We start from the raw sequence: 23,742 nt of genomic DNA on the forward strand, positions 1-23,742 counted from the left end.
TGGCGTTGCGATGGAACAAGGCATGACGATGCGCGGACAACAGTTTCTGGTACTGGCCCTGTTGCTCGGGGGGTGTTCCGGCCTGCAAGGTGTCATGTCCAGCGATGTCCCCGACAGCAATCCGCTCGATGACGTCGACCGACTGAGCGACGTCGCGGTCGCCGACGACACACCCGCCGCCGCCATCGCGGCCCCCGCCGAAGGCGAAGGGTTGCTCTCCGGTCTCCTGTCTGCAATTGCCACCCCTGCCGCTGCAGGTGCGACCGCCGCCGTGCCCAGCGACGGGCCGGACCGGCAGGTCATCCCCTTCGGCACGCAAATCCCCTTCGGCCAGATCGCCACGGTCTGCGACGCGCCGTCGAGCCGTCTCGGCACCCGCATCGCCGCCGCGTCGGGGTACGAGGTGTTCGACTCGATCCCCAACTCCACCGCCCCGCGTCCGCATTACATCACCGGCTTTCCCGACGGCTGTGTGCGCCAGTTCACAGCGGCACTCACGCTGATGGGCGATGTCGGCACGCACGAGGTCGTCCGCTACAACCCGTCCAACGCGGGTCGCGGCTATACCGCGACTGACAATGCCTATGAGGCGATCAAGGCGTCCTTCTGCCGGGTGGCGCACGGCACACCTTGCGGCAGCAGATTGGATGCGTTGGCGGGCAACACCACTTTCATCTCTGCCTACGAACGCTTCGGCACCAACGGCAACTGGTTCGAAATCCTGCTGCATGGCGGTGCCGTCGCCGCGATCTCGGTCGAGGGCTGACCGCCTACCAGTGCGGCGGTTTCTGGTCAGCCAGCGGCACGGTGCCGCCCGCGTCGACCTCGCGCGTGGCCTCACGCTCCATCAGCATCGCGATCCGCCGCGTGGCCAGCGCCAGCGCCGTTTCCTGCCGCGCCACGATATCGGACAGGTCATCGACCGTGCGCGTCAGATGCGCGATCTGCTCTTCAAGTGATGTGCTATCGGTCATGGCGCAGCCCTAGCACGCCTCATGCAGGATCGAAAAGGGCAGGCCGATCCCCCAGCGCCTTCGCCTCGTCGATCAGCGGCGCGAAATCCTGTTCCAGACAGCCCGCGAGCTGGTCGAAACTGTCGATCACGAAATACTGCGGCTGCACGATGTCGATGCGGTAGGGCGTGCGGAACACCTCCAGCAGGTCGAAATCGACCATTCGCGCATCACCGCTCAGCGCATGGGCCGCCTCGGCCGGGGATGACACGATCCCCGCCCCGTAGGCGCGCAAACCGTCATCCGTGCGGATCATCCCGAATTCCACCGTGAACCAGAACAGCCGAAACATATGCCAGCGATAGGATTTCTCCATCGCCACGGCTTTCTTGCCGAACCCTTCGATAAAATCGGCATAGGCGGCGTTGGTCAGCATCGGGCAATGGCCAAAGACCTCGTGAAACAGGTCCGGCTCCTCGATATAATCCATGTCCTCGCGCCGCCGCAGGAAGGTGGCGACCGGGAATTTCCGCTGGCTCAGCAGATCATAGAACTGCGACGGCGGGATGATCGCGGGCACGCCCTCCGCCCCGGCACCGGTGAATTCATGCAACCTCGTGTCGATATCCTTGACCTGCGGCGTCTTTTTCGCGTTCAGCCCCAGCTTCGCGACGCCCTCTAGATACTCCGGCGCCACCTTCCCCGGCAGGAAATCCATCTGACGGGTGAACAATTCGCCCCAGACGGCGTCGTCCTCGGGCGTGTAATGATAAATCCCCTCCGCATCGGGGTGCAGGGATGTGTAAGTGCTGTCCTTAGGCATGGTGGAGTCCTCCTTGCGGAAATCATGCGCCAACATCAGCGGAAATTCATGGCGCAGATGTCGGATTTTGAGTATTTTTGGCAAAATGATACGAAGGACGCCGATATTATGAAATTTTCCGATCAGGAGCGGGCGTTGCTGCGTGTGCTGCAGTCCGACGCCGCGAAATCGCTCGCCGACATCGCGGAGGCCGCGGGGATGAGCACCTCGACGGTCTGGCGCAAGGTGCAGGAGTTCGAAAGCGCAGGCTTGCTGCAATCCCGCGTCGCCCTGCTCGATCCGGCGAAGGCCGGCGCGAAGCTCTGCATCTTCGCCACCGTGCGCCTGTCGGATCACAGCCAGAGCGCCATCGACGCTTTCGCCCGGATCGTCCGCGCCACCCCCCAGATCATGGAGGCGCATGCCATCTCCGGCACCACCGACTACATGCTGAAAATCCGCTGTGCCGATGTCGAAGCCTACGAACACTTCATGACCCACACGCTCTTGCGCAGCGGGCATATCAAATCGGTCGTGTCGTCCTTCAGCCTCAAACAGCTCAAATACACAACCGCGTTGCCCCTGTGAGCGCGCCGCGCTAAACGGCACGCGACACGCAGAACCGGCAGGACCCCATGGCCAAAGTCAAGAAACAGCCCCGCCCCAAGGCGCAGACGCCCAAGGGCTTCCGCGACTATTTCGGCGCGGAGGTGACTAAGCGGACGCAGATGCTGCAAAAGATCGCCGCGGTCTATCACCGCTATGGGTTCGACGCTTTGGAGACATCGGCCGTCGAAACGGTCGAGGCGCTGGGCAAGTTCCTGCCCGACGTGGACCGCCCGAACGAGGGCGTTTTCGCGTGGGAGGAAGACGCCGACTGGCTCGCCCTGCGCTACGACATGACCGCCCCCCTGGCCCGCGTCTACGCCCAGCACCGCAACGACCTGCCCACCCCCTACCGCCGCTACGCAATGGGGCCGGTCTGGCGCAACGAGAAGCCGGGACCGGGGCGGTTTCGCCAGTTCTATCAGTGCGATGCGGATACCGTCGGGGCCGCGTCGGTGGCGGCGGATGCCGAGATCTGCGCTATGCTGGCCGATACGCTTGAGGCGGTGGGGATCGCCCGCGGCGACTACGTCGTGCGCGTGAACAACCGCAAGGTGCTGAACGGCGTGATGGAAGTGGCCGGGCTGGCCGGCGACGACAAGGAGGCGGAACGCGGGATCGTTTTGCGCGCGATCGACAAGCTGGACCGGCTGGGCGTCGAGGGCGTGCGGGCGCTGCTGGGTGAAGGGCGCAAGGACGAGAGCGGGGACTTTACGAAGGGTGCTGGGCTAAGTGATGCGCAAGCCGACGTTGTAATGGGGTTTGTTTGTGGAGCAACTATCTTACAAGCAACATCCGATCTAATAGAAATTCGCGAAAGCATTGGTTCCGATACAAAAGAGTCAAATGCCAAACTGAATGATAATTCGGTGAAACTCCTTGCCGAACTCGTGTCAGAGTCAGGAATTGGATTGGAAGGTGTAAATGAGTTGGACCAAATGGTTAAACTCTTAGGAACTCAGGGATATGGACCTGACCGAATTCGTATTGATACTACCGTCGTGCGCGGCCTCGGCTACTACACCGGTCCCGTTTACGAGGCCGAACTCACCTTCGAGGTTACCGACGAAAAGGGCCGTCCGCGCAACTTCGGCTCTGTCGCGGGGGGCGGGCGATATGACGATCTGGTCAAGCGGTTCACCGGGCAGACGGTGCCCGCTACGGGCGTCTCCATCGGGGTCGACCGGCTGCTGGCGGCACTCGATGCCAAGGGGCAACTCAAGGGCGCGGGCGTCGGGCCTGTCGTCGTCACCGTCATGGATCGCGACCGGATGGCGGATTATCAGGCGATGGTCGCGGAACTGCGCAACGCGGATATCCGCGCCGAAGTCTATCTCGGCAACCCGAAGAACTTCGGCAACCAACTCAAATACGCCGACCAGCGCAATTCCCCCGTCGCCGTTATCGCGGGGGGCGATGAATTCGACAAGGGCGTCGTGCAGATCAAGGACCTGATCCTTGGCGCCGAAATCGCCAAGAACGCGACGCTGGAGGAATGGCAGGACCGCACGAACCAGTATGAGGTCGTGCGCGGTGACCTTGTGGCCGAAGTGCGCCGCATCCTCGCCACCTACGCCGCCGCAGCCACCTGATGCCCGCAAGCCCAGAAACCCTTGCCGAGGCCAAGCGCTTGCGCGCCCACTTCGCGGCTCTCGGCGCGCAGGTTGTCAAGGCCGACATCCTGCAGCCCGCCGACACGCTGCTCGACCTTTACGGCGAGGATATCCGCAACCGCGCCTATGTCACATCCGACCCGCTTCAGGGCGAGATGATGCTGCGCCCCGATTTCACCGTGCCGGTCGTGCAGATGCACATGGAAAGCCGCGCCGACCCCGCGCGCTACACCTATTCCGGCAAGGTGTTCCGCAAGCAGGAATACGCGACCGACCGCCCCAGCGAATACGTGCAGGTCGGGTTCGAGGTGTTCGATGGCAGCGACCCCGCCCGTGCGGATGCAGAGGTTTTCGCCGCCATCGCCGCCGCCCTTGTCGATGCGCCGGTCAAGCCCGTCACCGGCGACATCGGGTTCCTCACCGCCGCCGTGCAGGGTCTGGCGACGACGGATGCACGCAAATCGGCGCTGCTGCGCCACCTCTGGCGGCCGCGCCGGTTCCGCGCGCTGCTCGACCGTTTCGGCGGCCGCACGCCGGTGCCCGCCAGCCGCACAGCACTGCTGTCGGCCGTCAATCCGCTCGCCGGGGCCGGGCCGGACATCGGGTTGCGCAGCCGGGCAGAGGTGCAGGCCCGCATCGACGCGCTGCGCGCCGACGCCGCCGAACCCGCGATATCGGGCGAGGAAATCGCCCTGATCGACGCGATTCTGTCCCTGCGCGAAACGGCACCTCACGTGTTGGGTGCTTTGCGCGACATCGCCGTCGACATGCCCGCCATCGCCCCCGCGCTGGCGCGGATGGAGGCGCGGCTGGATGCGATGGGCGATCTGGGCGTCGACGTGGACGCCCTCGGGTTCGAGGGCAATTACGGCCGCACCTCGCTGGAATACTACGACGGTTTCGTCTTCGGCTTCGCCGCTACCGACCGCCCCGATCTGCCCGCCGTGGCCACCGGCGGGCGCTACGACGCGCTGACCCGTCAACTGGGGCAGGGCCGCGCGGCCCCTGCCGTGGGTGGTGTGATCCGCCCCGACCTGTTGCTGGAGGTGCGCGGATGCTGAAACTCGGCGTGCCGTCCAAGGGGCGGCTGATGGACAAGACGTTTCAGTGGTTCGGCAAGCGCGGGGTCACCCTGCGCAAATCCGGGTCCGACCGCGAATATGCCGGCGCCGTCGACGGGATTGTCGGCGTGGAACTCGTCCTGCTGTCGGCGGGCGAAATCCCGCGCGAACTGGCCACGGGCAACATTCACCTCGGCGTCACGGGGTCCGATCTGGTGCGCGAAAAACTGCCCGCGTGGGATACCGTCGTGGCCGAGATCGCACCCATGGGCTTCGGCGGTGCGGACCTTGTGATCGCCGTCCCGCAGGCCTGGGTCGATGTCGACACGCTCGACGATCTGGATGCGGCGGCAGCGGCCTTTCGCGCGCGCCACGGGATGCGGTTGCGGATCGCCACGAAGTATCATCGGCTGGTCCGGGATTTCCTGCGCGATCACGGCGTCGCCGATTTCCGCCTGATCGACAGTCAGGGCGCGACTGAAGGCACGGTGAAGAACGAAACAGCAGAGGCCATCGCCGACATCACCTCGACCGGCGAGACGCTGCGCGCCAACGGGCTGAAGATCCTCGACGACGGGTTGATTCACGCGTCGCAGGCGACGCTGTTCCGGGGTCGCAGGCGCGACTGGACGGATGCCCAGCGCGCGACGCTGAAAAAGCTCACGGCTCTGCTCGGCGTCTGACCGCGAGGTTTTGCGCCCGCCGTGCGGTCGCGCGGGGAAGCGCCGGCGGCGGCGCTGCGCTGCGCGCTTGAGTATTTGGGGCAAGATAATACGGGACGACGGTCAACGAATCCCGATATCGGCCAGCGCCTTCGACAGTTCCGGCGGCAGGGGGTCCTCGCTCTGCCGGCCGTCCGGCAGGTCCGACGGAGCATCGGCCACCGGCAGATAGCGCCAGCCCTGAAACGCGCGTTTGGGTGTCGCGGCGACGCGGACCAGATCGGGGTCGCTGACGATGGCGCAACGGCGGATCCCGTCTTCGCCGATCCGCTCGTCCAGCCGGATGATGCGCTGGCGGCACAGGATCACGCCCTTGATAACCCAATAGATGCTGCCGCCGTTCAGGATTTCGGCCTCCCGCTTGGGCCACATCCGGGTGACGTGGCGCGGATAACCGTCCGCGGTCTGCGCGCGCTTGGTCGCCTGCCAGGCGGCCAGGCCCGCGACGTCCTCGGTGCCGACGGAAAGTTTGAGCATGTGCACTGTTGATTTCATGACTGATAACTCGCAGTTTGTGTCGCGGTGCGCAAGTGCGACACTTTGGAATGATCGCATATGTGGGTGTTGATCGGCGCGTTGCCACCATATATTGTGTAGTTCCTGCCCAAGACCACGAATCTCTTGTCCCAGCCTCAAGACCGGAAAGCCACGCCCATGTCCCGATTTGCCGCCCCCATCGCCGAACAGATCTGGGACATGAAGTATCGCTTCAAGGACGCGGACGGCACACCCATCGACGGCACGGTGGAGGACACATGGGCGCGAATCGCCAAGGCGCTGGCCAGCGTCGAGAAGGATCCAGCCAAGTGGGAGCCGAAGTTCCATGCCGCGCTGGAGGATTTCAAATACCTGCCCGCCGGCCGCATCACCGCAGGGGCGGGGACCGCACGTCAGGTCACGCTCTTCAACTGTTTCGTCATGGGCACCGTGCCCGACAACATGGGCGGCATTTTCGACATGCTGAAAGAGGCGGCCCTGACCATGCAGCAGGGCGGCGGCATCGGCTATGATTTCAGCACGATCCGGCCCAAGGGGGCGGCGGTGAAGGGTGTCGCCGCCGACGCCTCCGGCCCACTGTCGTTCATGGACGTCTGGGACGCGATGTGCCGCACGATCATGTCCGCAGGCTCGCGCCGGGGGGCGATGATGGCCACCATGCGCTGCGACCACCCGGATGTGGAACAGTTCATCACCGCCAAATCCGACGCCGCCCGCCTGCGCATGTTCAACATGTCGGTGCTGATCACCGACCCGTTCATGGAGGCCGTGAAGGGCGACAAGGCCTGGGACCTGGTGTTCGATGGCACCGTTTACCAGACTGTGCAGGCTCGCGCGCTCTGGGACGCGATCATGCAGTCGACATATGATTACGCCGAACCCGGTGTGATCTTCATCGACCGGATCAATGCCGCCAACAACCTGAATTACTGCGAAACCATCGCGGCGACGAATCCCTGCGGCGAACAGCCGCTGCCGCCCTACGGCGCTTGCCTGCTGGGGTCGGTGAACCTCGCGCGGCTGGTCACGGACCCGTTCAGCGATGCTGCGAAGCTCGACCCCGCAGCCCTGCGCGACCTGGTCGCCACGGCCGTGCGGATGATGGACAACGTGGTCGACGCGTCGAAATTTCCGCTCCCCGAACAGGAGCGGGAAGCGCAGGCCAAACGCCGCATCGGTCTGGGCGTCACAGGCCTCGCCGATGCGCTGCTGATGGTCGGGTTGCGCTATGGATCCGAGGAAGCGGCGGCGCAGACCGAGAAGTGGATGCAGGCCATCGCGCGGGCGGCTTACCTCGCATCCGTCGATCTGGCGAAAGAAAAAGGCGCGTTCCCGCTGTTCGACGCCGAGAAATTCCTCGCCTCCGGCACCATGCAGCAGATGGACGCCGACGTGTGCGACAAAATCCGTCAGCACGGCATTCGCAACGCGCTGCTCACCTCCATCGCGCCCACAGGCACTATCTCGCTTTACGCGGGCAACGTGTCGTCGGGGATCGAGCCGGTCTTTGCCTATGCCTACACCCGGAAGGTGCTGCAAAAAGACGGGTCGCGCACCGAGGAAGAGGTCGTCGACTACGCCGTCCAGATGTGGCGCGACCTGAAGGGGGAAGCACCCTTGCCCGACTATTTCGTCAACGCGCAGACGCTCGCCCCGCTTGACCACGTGCGGATGCAGGCGGCGGCGCAGAAATGGATCGACAGCAGCATTTCCAAGACAATCAACTGCCCTGAGGATATCGGCTTTGATGCCTTCAAAGAGGTCTATATGGCCGCGTGGGATCAGGGCTGCAAAGGCTGCACGACCTACCGGCCCAACGATGTGACAGGGTCCGTCCTGTCCGTGTCCGAGGAAAAGCAGGACGCCCCCGTGCAGGTCTCCACCGACGGCGCAGAATCGGAGGTGGTGTATCTCGCCGAACCGCTCGACCGCCCGCAGGAGCTGGATGGTGCCACCTACAAGCTCAAGTGGCCCGACAGCGAACATGCGATCTACATCACCGTCAACGATCTGATCATCGCGGGCCATCGCCGCCCGTTCGAGGTGTTCATCAACTCCAAGAACATGGAACACTTCGCCTGGACGGTCGCGCTGACCCGGATGATCTCCGCCGTGTTCCGGCGCGGCGGCGACGTGTCGTTTGTGGTCGAGGAGTTGAAAGCCGTCTTCGACCCGCGCGGCGGTGCCTGGATGCAGGGCAAATACGTGCCATCCATCCTTGCCGCGATCGGCGGCGTGATCGAAAAACACATGATCAACACAGGCTTCCTCGCTGGCGAGGGCCTTGGCCTGAAAAGTGACCCGCAGGCGGCGGTCGTCCCGCTGAACCAGAAACCGAAAGGTAAGGCCTGCTCCTCCTGCGGCTCCTATGAACTGCGCATGGTCGAAGGCTGCATGACCTGCGCCTCCTGCGGGTATTCGAAGTGCGGGTGATCTCCACCTAATTCCTGCCTTGCGTCACCGCCCGTTTCCTCCAATGGTGTCGCGCGGACAAGTGGGAGGCACGGATGGCGCAGGCACCGGAACACAACCATTACGACGTCGTCATCATCGGCGGGGCGATGCTGGGGTCGTCGGTGGCGTGGTTCACCATGAGCAACCCCGATTTCGACGGGCGGCTGCTGGTCGTGGAGATGGACCCGAGTTACGAGAACTCGTCCACCGCGCATACCAATTCCTGCATGCGGCAGCAGTTTTCCAACCCGGTGAACGTGAAGATTTCGCAATTCGCCGCGGAATTCGTGAAGAACTTCCGTGACTTCTTCGACGGTGACCTGCGGGTGCCGCATATTCCACTGCAAAGTTATGGGTATATGTATCTGGCCGACACGCCGGAATTTGCCGGTGCGCTGAAAGAGGCGCAGCTGATCCAAGCCAGCCTTGGCGCAGGGACGAAGCACATGACGCGCGACCAGATCGCGGCGGATTACCCGTTCTACATGCTCGACGATATCATCGCCGCCAACCACAACCTGATCGACGAGGGCTATTTCGACGGCGGCACGGTGTTCGACTGGTGGAAACGGTCCGCGCGCGAGAAGGGTGCGGAGTATATCGACAACGAGGTCACGGCACTGACCAAGAACGCGGCGGGCGACCGGATCGAAAGCGTGACGCTGAAATCGGGCGAGGTGGTGGCCTGCGGGCAGGTCGTGAACGCCTCGGGTCCGCGCGGCGCGCTGACGGCGGCGATGGCGGGGATCGACATTCCGGTGGAGCCGCGCAAGCGCTACACCTATATTTTCGAGGCGGAAAAGCCGCTCGACCGCGATCTGCCGCTGACCATCGACCCCAGCGGCGTGCACATGCGCACGGATGGGCAGTACTATCTGGCCGGCTGTCCGCCCGACGACGATCCGGCGGTGGCCCCGGGCGATTTCGTGATGGATCACAGCCTATGGGAGGACAAGGTCTGGCCGGTGCTCGCCACGCGCATCCCGCAGTTCGAGGCGATCAAGCTGCGCAATTCATGGGTCGGGCATTATGATTTCAACACCTTCGACCAGAACGCGATCATCGGGCCGCACCCGGAGGTCGGCAACTTCATCTTCGTGAACGGTTTTTCCGGTCACGGGTTCCAGCAGTCGCCCGCGATGGGGCGCGGCGTGTCGGAATGGCTGACCTACGGCGAATTCCGGTCGCTCGACCTGTCGGCATTCGGCTATGACCGCATCGCGAAGGGCGAGAAATTCCCCGAGAAGGCCGTGATATGAAACTTGCAAGCAATCCATTCACCGCGGCACTGAAGGCGCGCGACAATCAGATCGGCCTCTGGGTTAGTCTGGCGAGCAACTACGCGGCGGAGGTCGTGGGATCGGCCGGTTACGACTGGGTCGTCGTGGACATGGAACATTCACCCGGCGACGTGATGTCGGTGCTGGGCCAGTTGCAGGCCATCGCGGCACACGGCACCACGGCGCTGGTACGCCCGCCGTGGAACGACAGCGTGATGGTCAAACGCCTGCTGGACGCGGGCGCGCCGGGTTTGCTTTTCCCGATGGTGCAGACGGTGGAAGAAGCGGAATACGCCGTCGCCGCGACGCGCTATCCGCCGCGCGGTGTGCGCGGTGTCGCGGGCGGGATGCGCGGCAGCCAGTTCGGGCGGATCACCGATTACTATGCCCGGATCGAGGAGGAAACGACCGTCCTGATCCAGTTGGAAAGCCGACAGGCGGTGGAGAACGCGGTCAAGATCGGGACGGTCGACGGCGTGTCGGGCGTGTTCTTCGGCCCCGCCGATATCGCGGCAGACATGGGATTGCTGGGCCAGCCGCTGCACAAGGATGTGTGGGACTTGATCCGCCCCGCCGCGCGGGCGCTCGTCGATGCAGGCGTGCCGGTAGGGACGCTGGTGACCGATGCGGATTTCGCGGCGGAACTGCTGAACGCGGAGTTCACCTTTGTCGCCTGCGGCACCGACGTGGGCTTGCTGGCGCGGCGCGCGGATGATCTGCTGGCGACGATGCGAGACGCGGTAAAGTAAGGGAACTTCATATGAAAAAGATCGTTTTGACCGGCGCGCGCGGCCGCCTTGGGTCCTACCTGCGCGAGCCGCTGACGAAGCTGGCCGACGCGCTGGTGTCGACCGATATTCTGGATGCGCCGGAGACGCTTTATGACGGCGAAAGCTATGTGAAGGCCGATCTGTCGGACCTCGCGGCGATGGAGGACCTGCTGAAAGGTGCCGACATGGTCGTCCACTTCGGTGCCATCGGGGACGAGGCGCCGTGGGACGACATCCTGCAATCAAATATCATCGGTGCCTACAACGTCTGGGAGGCGGCCTATCGCAACGGGGTGAAACGAGTTGTCTATGCCAGTTCGGTGCATGCGGTCGGAATGCACAAGAGCACCGACGTGATCGGGGTGGATGCGCCGCACAGGCCCGACACCTATTACGGGCTGGCCAAGTGTTTCTGCGAAGACCTCGCGAGCCTCTATTGGGACAAGCGCGGTGTGGAATCGGTTTGCATGCGCATCTTTTCCGCCGCGTCGGTCAGCAATGCGCGCAGCCTTGGGACGTGGCTGTCCTATGACGATCTGATCCATCTGGTCGAACAGTCGGTCACGACCCCGGTGGTGGGCTTCACCAAGGTTTACGGCATTTCCAACAACGACCGGATGGTCGTGGACAACAGCGGCGCGGCGCATCTGGGCTACAAGCCCAAGGACAATGCCGAGCAGTTCGCCAAGGAGATTCTGGCCAAGACGCCGCATCTGGACAACACCGATCTGTCGGTGATCTGCATCGGCGGCCCGTTCGCGACGGTGGAACTGGGCAATTCCGGTGTCGCCGCGCTGGGGATCAAGGACAAGCCCAAAGACTAGGGTTTCGCAGACGAAACAAGTTATGTGCAGCGCACTCTAACGCCGCGTTTACCACGAAATTCCCGTGCCGCGCTGGACTTTGCACCGCTTTTGCACCTGTTGCGCGGGGCGGGGCGGCGCAACGCGCGCGGCGTTAACCTGTCTGATCAGCGGCGCGCGGCGGCGGGTGTGCGTGCGACCCACATGCCGGCAAGGATCAGTGCAACGCCGATGATGCGGACCGATGGGTTGCCCGCCGTGCCCATCACGATGTCGAGGATCACGCCGGAAATCATCTGCCCTGCGATAATCAGCATCGCGGTCTGCGCGGCTCCGATCCGGGGAATCAGCCAGCTGCCGGCGGCGATGAAGACGACGCCGACGATGCCGCCCAGAAAGGCCCACCACGGGGCGGCGGTGGGGTCGCCCGCGAACAGTTGCCCGGCGAGCAGGCCGACGATGGTGATGAAGACTAGCCCGACGATATGGTTCCACCACGACGAATGAAGGGCTGAGGTCGAGAGTGCCAGCCGCCCGTTGATCTGGCGCGACAGGCTGACAAGGACGCCGGCCAGCAGGGCGAGGATGACCATGACCGCCATCAGCCGCGTCCGTAGAAAATGAGGATGAGCGAGCCTGCGACGATCAGGCCGATGGCGGCGAAATCACGCGCCACGGGGTCGCGCTGCGGCATCCCCATCAGGCCCCATTTATCCGCGATCAGGCTGAAGATCACCTGCCCCGCCAGCCCCAGTGCGATGGTGCCCGACAGTGCCAAGGCAGAGTTGAGCGTTGCGGAGGTCAGCATGACCGTCACCGCGCCCGATATGCCGCCCAGATAGGACCAGAGCGGCGGGCGCGTTGTGCTGGCCTTGGCCGGGCGCAGGACCAGCAGCAGGGCGACGGCGGCGACGGAGCCTGTCAGATGTGGCACGAAGCTCGCAAAATAAAGCGAGCCATATTGCGCCAGCGTGCCGTTGAACAGGATCATCAGCGACAGCAGGCCACCGGAGGCGAAGGCGGCGAGGAAATGGAGCGGAGAGGTCGATTGCATGGATCATGTGTGTCGCGCTAGACAGCCGCGCGCAAGGACCGACGGCCAAATCCTTCGAAGGATTTGGGCAAGCGTTTTCGAAAACGCTTGGGCGCACGGTATCATCTGTTGACTCCGTACCAGCACCCGCCTAATGACGCCGCTCATTGGTGTTGGTGGTCCGCGCAAGCGGGACCCTGTCGGCCGCAAGGCAAAGGACAACGCCCTTCATAGTCTCCGGTTCACGGGGATGCCATATAACGAAGGAGATCAGCGTATGACAAAGCGTACCGCTGCCAAGTACAAAATCGACCGCCGGATGGGCGAGAATATCTGGGGCCGCCCGAAATCCCCCGTCAACCGCCGCGAATACGGCCCCGGCCAGCACGGACAGCGCCGCAAGGGCAAGCTGTCGGATTTCGGTCTGCAGCTGCGCGCCAAGCAGAAGCTGAAGGGCTACTACGGCGACCTGACCGAAAAGCAGTTCCGTCGCATCTATGCCGAGGCCGAGCGCGTCAAGGGCGACACCGGTGAAAACCTGATCGGCCTGCTGGAGCGTCGTCTCGACGCCGTCGTGTATCGCGCGAAATTCGTGCCGACCGTGTTCGCCGCCCGCCAGTTCGTGAACCACGGCCACGTCACCGTGAACGGCAAGAAGGTGAACATCCCGTCCTATCGCGTGAAGGAAGGCGATGTCGTCGAAGTGCGCCAGAAGTCCAAGCAGCTCGAGCTGGTGCTGGTGGCATCCCAGCTGCCGGAGCGTGACGTGCCTGACTACATGGACGTCGACCACAACAAGATGACGGCGACCTTTACCCGTCAGCCCGGCCTGGGCGACGTGCCGTATCCGGTCACGATGGAACCGAACCTGGTCGTGGAATTCTACGCCAAGAACTGATCCTGCCGGATCGTTCGCAAGGATTGGGCCGTCCCTGTTTGGGGCGGCCTTTTTCGTCGTCTTCACGCCCGATCGAATTTGCATCGAATTGTCACAATCCGCGCACCTTGCCGCCCCAGTTGCACGTCAAAAGTGTATTGCGACCCGCGGCCACCCTTCGGTGAGTCGCCTGTGGCAAGGAGCGAACGATGTTCAATCGGCTGATGACACTTACGGCGATCCTGACGGGGCTGTTTTTAGCGACGCCCGCGACGGCGGCCGTCGTAGCCTATACGGATTTTTCATCGTGGCAGGCGGCGGTGGCCGGCAACGGCCCCATCGTGAACCAGAATTTCAATGGCGCGCAAAGCAGTTTCGCCGCCAATTCCACCGGCAACGTCATCGGATCGCAGACGACGGTCGATCTGGACGGGGGCCTGATCGACGCCGGGCCGACCGGGCTGAACGGCTCCGGGTCGTTTCGTGGCGAAGTCGACAGTTCGTCCAAGACGCTGAGCGATGGTCTGGGTCTGAATTTCAATTTCGCCAGCGGTGTGTCCGGTTTCGCGCTGCGCAACTTCCGCACCGGTGAGTCGCCTTTCGACATCAGCCTGTCCCTGAACGAGATCGGCCTGGTCGTCGACGGGACGTCGTATCTGCTGTCCGACCTGCTTGGGTTGAGCAATTCCAGCGACGGAAATTTCGTGAACCAGATCACCACGAACAGCGGCGTCTTCATCGGTTTCGTCTCCGATACCAACCTGTCGGGCTTCAGCCTGATCCATGGTGATTTCGTGGCACCGGGCTTTGTCTCCGGCAACAACGAGGATTTCTTGATCGGGTCGTTGCGGCTTGCGGGGCCTGCGCCCAGCACGGTGCCGCTGCCCGCGGGATTGTCATTGTTGCTGGCGGGGCTCGGGGCGTTCGGCGCACTGGGCTGGCGGCGTCGCTGGATGATGGCCGGCTGACCCCCTTTCCATTCCCGCGTCACGAATTATGGTGACCTTTCTGACTGTTGAAAGGACACGCCATGACCCAATCCCATCCCAACTACGGCCGCATCGACGGGCCTGTCGTGATGATCGGCTTCGGGTCGATCGGCAAGGGCACGCTGCCGCTGATCCAGCGGCATTTCGACTATGACGCGGAGAAGATGGTCGTGATCGACCCCAATCCGGCCAGTGCGGATTTTCTGGCCGAGCAGGGCATCCGGCACATTCAGGTGGCGATCACGCGCGACAATTACCGCGAGGTGCTGGGTGAGTTGTTCAGCGAGGGACAGGGGTTCTGCGTGAATCTGTCGGTGGATACGTCCAGCCTCGACCTGATGAAACTGTGCCGCGAGATGGGCGTGCTGTACATCGACACGGTCGTGGAGCCGTGGGAGGGATTTTACTTCGAGACGCCGGAAAACGCCGACCGGACGAACTACGCGCTGCGCCAGAAGGTGCGCGACGAAAAGGCCGCCAACCCCGGAGGCACCACGGCGGTGTCCTGCTGCGGCGCGAACCCCGGCATGGTCAGCTGGTTCGTGAAAGAGGCGCTGCTGACGCTGGCGAATGACACCGGCAGTCCTGTAGCCCCGCCGGAAGATCGCGAAGGGTGGGCGAAGCTGATGCAGTCGCTGGGCGTCAAGGGCGTGCATATCGCGGAGCGGGACACGCAGGTGCGCCACAAGCCACGCGAACGTGGGACGTTCGTGAATACATGGTCGGTGGAAGGCTTCATCGCGGAAGGGTTCCAGCCCGCCGAACTGGGCTGGGGCACGCACGAGACATGGATGCCGGAAACGGCGCATACCTACGACACCGGCTGCCAGTCCGCGATCTGGTTCGAACGCCCGGGTGCGATCACGCGCGTGCATACGTGGTGCCCGACACCCGGCCCGCAGTTCGGGTTTCTGGTGACCCACAACGAGGCGGTGTCGATTTCGGATTACTATACCGTCGGTGAACCCGGATCGCCGGAGTATCGCCCGACCTGCCACTATGCCTATCACCCGTCAGACGATGCCGTGCTGTCCCTGCACGAAATGTTCGGCGCGGGCGTGCAGCAGAAGACCCACGAGATTCTGGACGTGGACGAAATCGTCGACGGCATCGACGAGCTGGGCGTGCTGCTTTATGGCCACGCGAAAAACGCGCTGTGGTATGGCTCGCGACTGTCGAACGAAGAAACCAAGAGCCTTGCCCCCTACCAGAACGCGACCGGTCTGCAGGTGACGTCCGCCGTGCTGGCGGGCATGGTCTGGGCGCTGGAAAACCCGCAAGCGGGGATCGTGGAAACCGACGAGATGGACCACGCCCGCTGTCTGGAAGTGCAGCGCCCCTACCTTGGCCCGGTGGAGGCGCATTACACCGACTGGACCCCGCTGAAGGACCGGTGGGAGCATTTCCCCGAAGACATCGACGAGTCCGACCCGTGGCAGTTCCGCAATGTTCTGGCGACCTGACGCGCCCGCGGCATCCTTGGCACTGGTCAGGGGGGGCGCGCGCCGCTAGAACGGCGCGAACCTTGGGGGGTGACGCGAATGGCGACGAAGATCAGGCCGCAGCCGGGCATCATGGACATCACGCTTTACAAGGGTGGTGCATCGACGGTTGCGGGGCATAGCAACGTGCTCAAGCTGTCGTCGAACGAAAACCCCTATGGCCCGTCCGACAAGGCCAAAGAAGCCTTCGCCCGCGCGGCCCATGATCTGCACCGCTATCCGTCGACCGATCATGCGTCATTGCGCGCCGCGCTGGCGGATGTCTATGGGCTGGACGCCGACCGGATCGTCTGCGGCAACGGATCGGGTGAAATCCTGCAACTGCTGGCGCAGGCCTATGCCGGGCGCACGGACGAGGTGATTTATACCGAGCATGGCTTTGCGATGTATCGCATCTATGCGCTGACGGCCTCGGCCAAGCCCGTGGTGGTGCCGGAGCGGGACCGCACGGTGGATGTCGATGCGATCCTTGCTGCCTGCACCAAAAAGACGAAGCTGGTCTATATCGCCAACCCCGGCAACCCGACCGGCACGATGATCGCGTCGTCCGAGATTGCGCGGCTGGCCGACGGGCTGCCGCCGCAGGCGATGCTGGTGCTGGACGGGGCCTATGCGGAGTTCGTCGAGGGCTATGACGCGGGGGCCGCACTGGTGGAGGCGCGCGACAACGTGTTCATGACGCGCACCCTGTCGAAAATCTATGGCCTGGGCGGGCTGCGCATCGGCTGGGGCTATGGCCCACAACCCGTGATCGACGTGCTGAACCGGATACGCGGACCGTTCAACCTCTCCGCCGCCGCACTGGCCGGGGCAGAGGCGGCGGTGCGCGATACGGCCTATTTCGAGAAGTGCCGCAGCGAGAATGCCCGCTGGCGCGAATGGCTGGCGCAGGGATTGGCCGAACTGGGTGTGCCGTCGGATACGTCGAAGGCGAATTTCATTCTGGCCCGGTTCGCGTCCGAGGAGGAGGCCGTGGCCTGCAACGATTACCTGCAAAGCCAGGGGATCATCGTGCGGCTTTCCGCCAGCTACGGCTTTCCCGATTGCCTGCGGATCACAGTCGGTGACGAAAGCGCCTGCCGCCGGGTCGTGCATGCCGTCGCGCAGTTCAAGGGCGTGCGGTGATGGCGCGGATCTACGATCGCGTCGCGCTGATCGGGCTGGGGCTGATCGCGGGGTCGATGGCGCTGGCGATGCGCCGCGGCGGGCTGGCGGGCGAGGTCGTCGGCTATGCTCGCTCTGCCGAGACGCGCGATGTCGCGCGCGAGATCGGGCTGTGCGACCGGATCGTGGACAGCGTGCAGGACTGCGTGGCGGATGCCGACCTTGTCGTGCTGTGCGTGCCGGTCGGTGCGATGGCACAGGTGGCCGGCGATATCGCGCCGCATCTGAAACCGGGCTGCACCGTCAGCGACGTGGGGTCTGTGAAACAGGCGGTGATCGACGCCGTCGGCCCGCATGTGCCGGACACCGTGCATTTCATTCCCGCGCACCCTTTGGCGGGGACGGAACATTCCGGCCCACGGTCGGGGTTCGCGGGACTGTTCGACAACCGCTGGTGTATCCTCGTCCCCGGTGAGGACGCGGACCGCGCGGCGGTGCAGCGGCTGCACGACCTGTGGCGCGGCATGGGGTCTTTCACCGACGAGATGGACGCCGCTCATCACGACCTGGTGCTGGCGGTCACCAGCCACACGCCGCACCTGATCGCCTATACGATGGTCGGCGTGGCCGACGATCTGAGCCGGGTGACCGACAGCGAGGTGATCAAGTTTTCCGCCGCCGGTTTCCGGGATTTCACCCGGATCGCGGCGTCGGATCCGACGATGTGGCGTGACGTGTTCCTGACGAACAAGGAGGCGACGCTGGAAATCCTCGGTCGCTTCACCGAGGAACTGTTCGCGTTGCAGCGGGCGATCCGGCAGGGCGACGGCGATCATCTGCACGATTATTTCACCCGCACCCGTGCGATCCGGCGCGGGATCATCGAGGCGGGGCAGGACACGGACGCGCCGGACTTTGGCCGCGGCGGCACCCGCTGATGCGCCGTTTGGCCTGCGTTCTGGTTTGCGCTCTTACCTGTCTGCCGGGGCTTTCGTGGGCGCAGGCCCCGACAGAGACCGCGCGCCCGCAGGCCCGCCCTGTGGTGCTGCCCGACTACGCCGATGTGCGACCGCTGGCGCGGCCCGGGGCCGATGCCGTTGCGACAGAAATCGGCGTGACCGATCCGGAGCAGGAAGCCAATGCAGAGCCGGAGGTGGTAGATGATGCAGGAGTCACAACGCAGGACATCGTTGCATCCGACGTATCTGTCCCGGAACAGGCGCAGCCTTCGGATATCGCCACGGCGACCGAAACGGAACCGGAGGCGCAGTCGCTCGTGGGGGTCGTGCGCCCGCTGACTTCCGTCGCCGCAGACCTCGAGGCGCCCGCACCGGAACTTGCTGATCCGCAACCCGTCGATGGTCCGGTGGCCGCGATGGATATTACGGCACCTGAAGTGCCGGACGCTGTGACATTTGCGCTGATCGCGCCCGGTGGTCCGGACGATGCCGGGTTCCGGCCCGCATTGCGACCGGATGAGCTTGTCCCGCCGCCGCCCGCAGAGCCGACGGCGGCGATGCGCCCCGTAGTCCGCCCCTACACCCGGCCGGAACTGGCGCGCGGTGCGGCGACGCGGGCGGAGTTGCGGGCGGAGCAGGGGCTTTTTGCGTTCAGCCCTTTTGCGCTGGCGGAATCGCTGCGCCCGCAACTGCGCCCTGCCGCCTTTGTGCGGCGGGCGGAGGAACAGCGGCAGGCGATCGTGCGCGGCCAGCTGTGTGGCGATCCGGCAATCCAGGGCGATGCGGTGGGCCGGGTGCCGGGGCCGGGTGCCTGCGGGGTCGAGAATGCGGTGCGGGTGCGGTCCGTCGCAGGTGTCACGCTGACCAGCCGCGCGGTGATGGATTGCCGCACCGCGCAGGCGCTGAAACGCTGGGTGGTGAACGGCGCGCAGCCGGCGGTGGGCAGCACGGGTGGCGGGCTGCGATCGATCCGGGTGATCGGGACATATTCGTGCCGTAACCGCAACGGGGCGGCGACGGGGCGGCTGTCGGAGCATGCCAACGGGCGGGCCATCGACATTGCAGGTTTCGGGTTGCGCGACGGGCGCGAGTTGACGGTACTGACGGACTGGAATCGGCAGGGGGCGGGCGCGATCCTGCGGCAGATGTGGCGTTCGGCCTGCGGGCCGTTCGGGACCGTGCTGGGGCCGAACGCGAACCGGGCGCATCGGGATCACTTCCATTTCGATACGGCGCGGTATCGGTCGGGGTCTTACTGTCGGTAGTCAGGTGCTGCCCGGCGATTCCGGACCCAGAGTCGGACAGAATGTTTCGCCTTTCACATGCAGCGACCCCAGCGGGGGCAGCATGGTGCCGCAGACGATGGCCGTCAGCGCGTGCGGGATCGGCCAGACCTGCGAGGTGGGGAACAGGACGCGGTCGCGTAAGGCAGGCAGAAAGCGGCTGTCGGACTGGTATTGCGGCGTGAAGGCCGCACTCATCGCCTGATAGACCCAGGTATGCCAGCGCCGCGCCTGCGCATAGACCGGGGCCGCGCGGTCCAGCCCGTGACCGTCAAGCGCGCGGGCCAGCGCCAGCGCATCCAGCAGCGCCATGTTCGCCCCTTGCCCCAGCTGCGGGCTGGCGCGGTGGGCGGCGTCGCCGATATGCACGATGCCGTCGGACCAGGGTTTCAACAGCGTGCCGTGGCTGTAGCGGGCCATGGTCATCTGGTCCGCGTCGGTGATCTGGTCGGCGAAGGGCGCGAAGGCGGGCCAGAGGGTCGTCGCCTCGGCCTTCCATGCCGCCAGCCCGTTTTTCAGCCAATCGGCGTGGCTGTCCTGCGGCAGAGACCAGAAGATCGCGGCCTTTGGCGTGGTGTCGCCGGGCAGGGTGCCGATGGGCAGCGCGCCGATCATCCGGTCGGCACGGCGGTAGCATTGCGACAGTCGGTGCAACGGCAGGTCAGTGTCTGGCCAGTCCACGGTGGCCCAGATCGCGCCGTAGGGCAGGGCGCGGGACTTGATCGGCGAAAGAGGCGAGCCCGCGCCGCAGCTGTCGATGATCAGGTCGAACGCCTCGCTGCGAGAGCCATCGGCAAAGGTCAGATGCTGGCCGTCGCGGCCCGTGACCTCGGCGCTTTGCGTCAGGGTGACGTCGCGGGCCCGTGCGGCCTGCAGAATCGCGTCGAACAGGGCCGCGCGGTGGATCGCCAGGCCGAAGCGCGTGGGCGTGTCGGCGCGGTCGTACCTCACGTCGAGCACGCGGCGTCCGTTGTCGGCCTCGTGCCCCAGCATATGCGTGACGCGGTTGCCCATCGATAGGCTTGCGTCCAGCGCGCCGATCTCGGCCAGCACGGCTTGACCCACGGGCTGGATCACGAGGCCGGAGCCGACGGGTTTGGGGGCGGCGAAGCGGTCGAACACGGTGACGCGGTGACCCCTGTCGGCCATCAGCGCCGCCGCTGTCAGCCCGCCGATGCCCGCACCCGCGATGCCGATGTTGAGTGTCTGCGCCATACGCCCTCCGTCGTGATCGGGCGGAGGCTATAGCGGCGAGCGATCCCGCGAAAGGGGGCCTCTTTACCCGCTTGGCGGACGCGCCTATAAGCCGCAGCACAATGACACGCTTCATCCAGATCATACGAATTATTCACCCGGCTGGCTGACCGCGAACGGTCACGTCACAGCCGGGCCTTCAGGTGTCTGCGTGTGCGCACCGCCCTATCCATTTTTGATGAACCCGATGCCGAAGGACGCCCCCGATGTGCGCCGAACAGACCGACTATAAACACACCCTGAACCTGCCCAAGACCGATTTCCCGATGCGGGCGGGCCTGCCGAAACGCGAACCCGATTGGCTAGACCGCTGGAACCGCATCGGCGTGTACGACCGCCTGCGCGACAAGGCCGCGGCGGTGAAGGGCACGGACGATGCGCGCCCGCCCTTCACGCTGCACGATGGCCCGCCTTACGCCAACGGGCATTTGCATATCGGGCACGCGCTGAACAAGATACTCAAGGATTTTGTGGTGCGGTCCCAGCAGATGATGGGGCGCGACGCGCGCTATATCCCCGGCTGGGATTGCCACGGCCTGCCGATCGAATGGAAGATCGAAGAGAAGTATCGCCAGAAGGGCCGCGACAAGGATGCCGTGCCCGTGGTGGAGTTCCGGCAGGAATGCCGCGATTTCGCCGCAGGCTGGGTCGATATCCAGCGCGAGGAGTTCAAGCGGCTGGGTGTGACCGGCAAATGGGAAAACCCGTATCTCACGATGGATTTCCACGCCGAGCGGGTGATCGCGGAGGAGTTCCAGAAGTTCCTTATGAACGGCACGTTGTATCAGGGATCAAAGCCCGTGATGTGGTCGCCGGTGGAGAAGACCGCACTGGCCGAGGCGGAAGTGGAATACCACGACCGGCAGGTGGATGCGATCTGGGTGAAGTTTCCTGCGGTGAAAGCGCTGGAGGTCGATCCGAGCGACATGATCTCGTCCGCCGTGGCAGGCCATGCCGCTCAGGAGCTTGAGGCGGCCAGCGTCGTGATCTGGACCACCACGCCTTGGACGATCCCGCAGAACCGGGCGATCTGCTTTGGCCCCGGCATCAGCTATGGCCTTTACAAGGTCACGGCGACACCGGGCGAAAGCTGGGTCTCCGAGGGTGACAGTTTCCTTTTGGCCGACAATCTGGCCGCCGGCACATTAAGCGCCGCGCGTCTGGAGGACGGCATGTGGGAGCGTGTGCGTGACGTGGACGTGCGCGAGTTGGAGGGGATGCGCTGCGCCCACCCCCTGCGCGGGGCCGAGGGTGCAGAGGGCGAATGGGACTTCGACGTGCCGTTGCTGTCGGGCGATCATGTGACCGACGATGCAGGCACGGGGTTCGTGCATACGGCACCGTCCCACGGCGACGACGACTATGCCATCGGGGTCAAACACGGGTTGCCGATGACCTACAACATCCTTGACGACAGTTCCTACCGCGCGGACCTGCCGTTTTTCGCAGGCGAGGCGATCCTGAAGCCCAACGGCAAACCCGGCGGGGCGAACAAGGCGGTGATCGCGAAGCTGGTCGAGGTCGGCGCGCTTCTCGCGCGCGCGCGCCTGACGATCTCTGACGCGCATAGCTGGCGGTCGAAGGCCCCTGTGATCCGCCTGAACCGGCCGCAGTGGTTCGCCGCCATCGACAAACCGGTGGGCGACGGCAACGACACCTATGGCACCACGATCCGCGAACGGGCGCTGACCTCTATCGACGAATTGGTCACATGGACCCCGCAGAAAGGTCGCAACCGCCTGCACGCGATGATCGAGGCGCGGCCCGACTGGGTGCTGTCGCGGCAGCGCGCCTGGGGTGTGCCGTTGACATGCTTTACCAAGAAGGGTGCCGCTTATGACGACCCGGATTACCTGCTGCGTGACGCGGCGGTAAATAAGCGGATCGTGGACGCGTTCGAGGCCGAGGGCGCGGATGCCTGGTATGCCGATGGCGCGAAGGCGCGGTTCATCGGCGATGCGGCGAACCCGGACGATTACGATCAGGTGATGGATATCCTTGATGTGTGGTTCGATAGCGGTTCGACCCACGCCTTTACCCTGCGCGACCGCGAGGACGGGTCCGACGACGGGCTGGCGGACCTGTATCTGGAAGGCACCGACCAGCACCGCGGGTGGTTCCATTCGTCGCTGTTGCAGGGCTGCGGCACCATCGGACGCGCGCCCTATCGCGGGGTGATGACCTGCGGGTTCACGCTGGACGCCAAGGGCATGAAGATGTCGAAATCGCTGGGCAACATCATCGCGCCCAAGACGATTGCGGACCAATACGGCGCGGATATCCTGCGGCTGTGGGTGGCGCAGGTGGATTATACCAACGACCAGCGGATCGGGGACGAGATCCTGAAAGGGGTCGCCGACAGCTATCGCCGGTTGCGCAACACCATGCGGTTCCTGCTGGGTGCGCTGGGCGACTATAGCGAGGCCGACCGCACCGACCCGGCGGAGATGCCGGAACTGGAGCGCTGGGTGCTGCACCGGCTGGCGGAATTGGACAAAACTGTCCGTGATGGCTACGCCGCCTACGATTTCCAGGGGGTTTTTCAGGCGGTTTTCACTTTTGCGACCGTGGAGCTGTCGGCGTTCTATTTCGACGTGCGCAAGGACGCGCTCTATTGCGACGGCGACACGCTGCGCCGCCGCGCCGCGCGCACGGTGCTGGACATCGTGTTCCACCGGTTGACCACATGGCTGGCCCCGATCCTCGTATTCACGATGGAAGAGGTCTGGCTTGAGCGGTTCCCCGGCGACGACAGTTCGGTGCATCTGGTCGATATGCCGGACACGCCCGACGCGTGGCGCGATGCGGCGCTGGCCGAGAAGTGGGCCGTGGTGCGGCGCGTGCGCCGTGTGGTGACCGGTGCCCTTGAGGTGCAGCGCACGAACAAGGTGATCGGCGCGTCGCTCGAAGCGGCCCCTTTCGTGCATGTGACGCCGGAAGTGGCAGCGGTGCTGGAGACCGTCAGCTTTGACGATCTGTGCATCACGTCGGGCATCACGGTCAGTAGCGATCCGGCACCGGCGGATGCCTTCCGGTCCGAGGACGTGGCGGATGTGGCCGTCGTCTTTGCCAAGGCGGATGGCGACAAATGCCAGCGCTGCTGGAAGATCCTGCCCGATGTCGGCACCCACGCGCATCCGGGTGTCTGTGCCCGCTGCGACGAAGCATTGGGCTGACGC

The 23,742-nt window shown here is 64.6% G+C and carries 22 protein-coding genes; 16 read left to right on the plus strand and 6 right to left on the minus strand.

The genetic code is table 11. The features are described from left to right. The first annotated feature begins 22 nt into the window (after positions 1–22). A complete protein-coding gene (locus AC04PH_RS14725; RefSeq protein ID WP_483066572.1) occupies positions 23–766 on the plus strand; it encodes a hypothetical protein in 744 nt (247 codons plus the stop codon). A 4-nt stretch (positions 767–770) separates the two neighbouring features. Here the strand turns inward: AC04PH_RS14725 and AC04PH_RS14730 are convergent, their stop codons facing one another. After that, the gene (locus AC04PH_RS14730) at positions 771–974 is read right to left on the minus strand and encodes a SlyX family protein (RefSeq protein ID WP_483066573.1); all 204 of its coding nucleotides are present in this window, start codon (positions 972–974) and stop codon (positions 771–773) included. A 19-nt stretch (positions 975–993) separates the two neighbouring features. After that, positions 994–1,776 (minus strand): phenylalanine 4-monooxygenase, encoded by a 783-nt coding sequence (locus AC04PH_RS14735; RefSeq protein WP_483066574.1) that lies wholly within the window; start codon positions 1,774–1,776, stop codon positions 994–996. Positions 1,777–1,884: 108 nt separating this feature from the next. Here AC04PH_RS14735 and AC04PH_RS14740 point away from each other — a divergent pair, with 108 nt between their 5' ends. Genes AC04PH_RS14740 through hisG form a run of 4 tightly spaced genes read left to right on the plus strand, consistent with a single transcriptional unit; the run spans position 1,885 to position 5,718 of the window. Then, entirely contained in the window at positions 1,885–2,343 is a 459-nt protein-coding gene (locus AC04PH_RS14740; protein ID WP_483066575.1) for an Lrp/AsnC family transcriptional regulator, read from the plus strand. A gap of 47 nt (positions 2,344–2,390) precedes the next feature. Then, the gene (gene hisS / locus AC04PH_RS14745; protein ID WP_483066576.1) at positions 2,391–3,953 is read left to right on the plus strand and encodes a histidine--tRNA ligase; all 1,563 of its coding nucleotides are present in this window, start codon (positions 2,391–2,393) and stop codon (positions 3,951–3,953) included. After that, positions 3,953–5,035, plus strand: coding sequence for an ATP phosphoribosyltransferase regulatory subunit (locus AC04PH_RS14750; protein WP_483066577.1), 1,083 nt, complete (start codon positions 3,953–3,955; stop codon positions 5,033–5,035). The genes hisS and AC04PH_RS14750 overlap by 1 nt, the downstream gene beginning before the upstream one ends. Then, positions 5,029–5,718: an ATP phosphoribosyltransferase gene (hisG, locus tag AC04PH_RS14755; RefSeq protein WP_483066578.1), complete on the plus strand. Its 690-nt coding sequence runs from the start codon at positions 5,029–5,031 to the stop codon at positions 5,716–5,718. Before AC04PH_RS14750 ends, hisG begins: the two co-directional genes overlap by 7 nt. Before the next feature lie 102 nt (positions 5,719–5,820). Here hisG and AC04PH_RS14760 read toward each other — a convergent pair whose 3' ends face one another. After that, positions 5,821–6,252, minus strand: a complete 432-nt coding sequence (locus AC04PH_RS14760; RefSeq protein WP_483066579.1) for a DUF1489 family protein — start codon at positions 6,250–6,252, stop codon at positions 5,821–5,823. Positions 6,253–6,411: 159 nt separating this feature from the next. Between AC04PH_RS14760 and AC04PH_RS14765 the strand changes: the two genes are divergently transcribed. From AC04PH_RS14765 to AC04PH_RS14780, 4 genes are all read left to right on the plus strand, one after another. Next, entirely contained in the window at positions 6,412–8,688 is a 2,277-nt protein-coding gene (locus AC04PH_RS14765; RefSeq protein ID WP_483066580.1) for an adenosylcobalamin-dependent ribonucleoside-diphosphate reductase, read from the plus strand. Positions 8,689–8,762: 74 nt separating this feature from the next. Then, positions 8,763–9,968, plus strand: coding sequence for an NAD(P)/FAD-dependent oxidoreductase (locus AC04PH_RS14770; RefSeq protein WP_483066581.1), 1,206 nt, complete (start codon positions 8,763–8,765; stop codon positions 9,966–9,968). Further along, on the plus strand, positions 9,965–10,738 hold the full coding sequence (locus AC04PH_RS14775; protein WP_483066582.1) for an HpcH/HpaI aldolase family protein: 774 nt from the start codon (positions 9,965–9,967) through the stop codon (positions 10,736–10,738). Before AC04PH_RS14770 ends, AC04PH_RS14775 begins: the two co-directional genes overlap by 4 nt. An 11-nt stretch (positions 10,739–10,749) precedes the next feature. After that, positions 10,750–11,583 (plus strand): NAD-dependent epimerase/dehydratase family protein, encoded by an 834-nt coding sequence (locus AC04PH_RS14780; RefSeq protein WP_483066583.1) that lies wholly within the window; start codon positions 10,750–10,752, stop codon positions 11,581–11,583. Positions 11,584–11,729: 146 nt separating this feature from the next. Here the strand turns inward: AC04PH_RS14780 and AC04PH_RS14785 are convergent, their stop codons facing one another. Continuing rightward, positions 11,730–12,164 (minus strand): DMT family transporter, encoded by a 435-nt coding sequence (locus AC04PH_RS14785; protein WP_483066584.1) that lies wholly within the window; start codon positions 12,162–12,164, stop codon positions 11,730–11,732. Next, positions 12,164–12,616, minus strand: coding sequence for a DMT family transporter (locus tag AC04PH_RS14790; RefSeq protein ID WP_483066585.1), 453 nt, complete (start codon positions 12,614–12,616; stop codon positions 12,164–12,166). The genes AC04PH_RS14785 and AC04PH_RS14790 overlap by 1 nt, the downstream gene beginning before the upstream one ends. Positions 12,617–12,872: 256 nt before the next feature. Between AC04PH_RS14790 and rpsD the strand changes: the two genes are divergently transcribed. From rpsD to AC04PH_RS14820, 6 genes are all read left to right on the plus strand, one after another. Next, positions 12,873–13,493 carry a 30S ribosomal protein S4 gene (gene rpsD / locus AC04PH_RS14795; protein WP_483066586.1) on the plus strand — a complete coding sequence of 207 codons (621 nt, stop codon included), beginning with the start codon at positions 12,873–12,875 and terminating at the stop codon, positions 13,491–13,493. 188 nt (positions 13,494–13,681) lie between these two features. Then, on the plus strand, positions 13,682–14,440 hold the full coding sequence (locus AC04PH_RS14800) for a hypothetical protein (protein ID WP_483066587.1): 759 nt from the start codon (positions 13,682–13,684) through the stop codon (positions 14,438–14,440). 62 nt (positions 14,441–14,502) lie between these two features. Further along, positions 14,503–15,924, plus strand: a complete 1,422-nt coding sequence (locus AC04PH_RS14805; RefSeq protein ID WP_483066588.1) for a homospermidine synthase — start codon at positions 14,503–14,505, stop codon at positions 15,922–15,924. Between the two features lie 78 nt (positions 15,925–16,002). Beyond that, positions 16,003–17,088: a histidinol-phosphate transaminase gene (gene hisC / locus AC04PH_RS14810; protein WP_483066589.1), complete on the plus strand. Its 1,086-nt coding sequence runs from the start codon at positions 16,003–16,005 to the stop codon at positions 17,086–17,088. Then, complete coding sequence (locus AC04PH_RS14815; RefSeq protein WP_483066590.1) at positions 17,088–18,005, plus strand: prephenate/arogenate dehydrogenase family protein; 918 nt, start codon at positions 17,088–17,090, stop codon at positions 18,003–18,005. The genes hisC and AC04PH_RS14815 overlap by 1 nt, the downstream gene beginning before the upstream one ends. Then, the gene (locus AC04PH_RS14820) at positions 18,005–19,291 is read left to right on the plus strand and encodes an extensin-like domain-containing protein (RefSeq protein WP_483066591.1); all 1,287 of its coding nucleotides are present in this window, start codon (positions 18,005–18,007) and stop codon (positions 19,289–19,291) included. The genes AC04PH_RS14815 and AC04PH_RS14820 overlap by 1 nt, the downstream gene beginning before the upstream one ends. On the opposite strand, the gene AC04PH_RS14825 is transcribed toward AC04PH_RS14820, so the two are convergent. Next, positions 19,292–20,524: an FAD-dependent oxidoreductase gene (locus AC04PH_RS14825; RefSeq protein ID WP_483066592.1), complete on the minus strand. Its 1,233-nt coding sequence runs from the start codon at positions 20,522–20,524 to the stop codon at positions 19,292–19,294. Positions 20,525–20,769: 245 nt separating this feature from the next. Between AC04PH_RS14825 and ileS the strand changes: the two genes are divergently transcribed. Next, complete coding sequence (gene ileS / locus AC04PH_RS14830) at positions 20,770–23,739, plus strand: isoleucine--tRNA ligase (RefSeq protein ID WP_483066593.1); 2,970 nt, start codon at positions 20,770–20,772, stop codon at positions 23,737–23,739. Positions 23,740–23,742 lie beyond the last annotated feature (3 nt).

Source organism: Yoonia sp. KMU-150 (assembly GCF_056858355.1).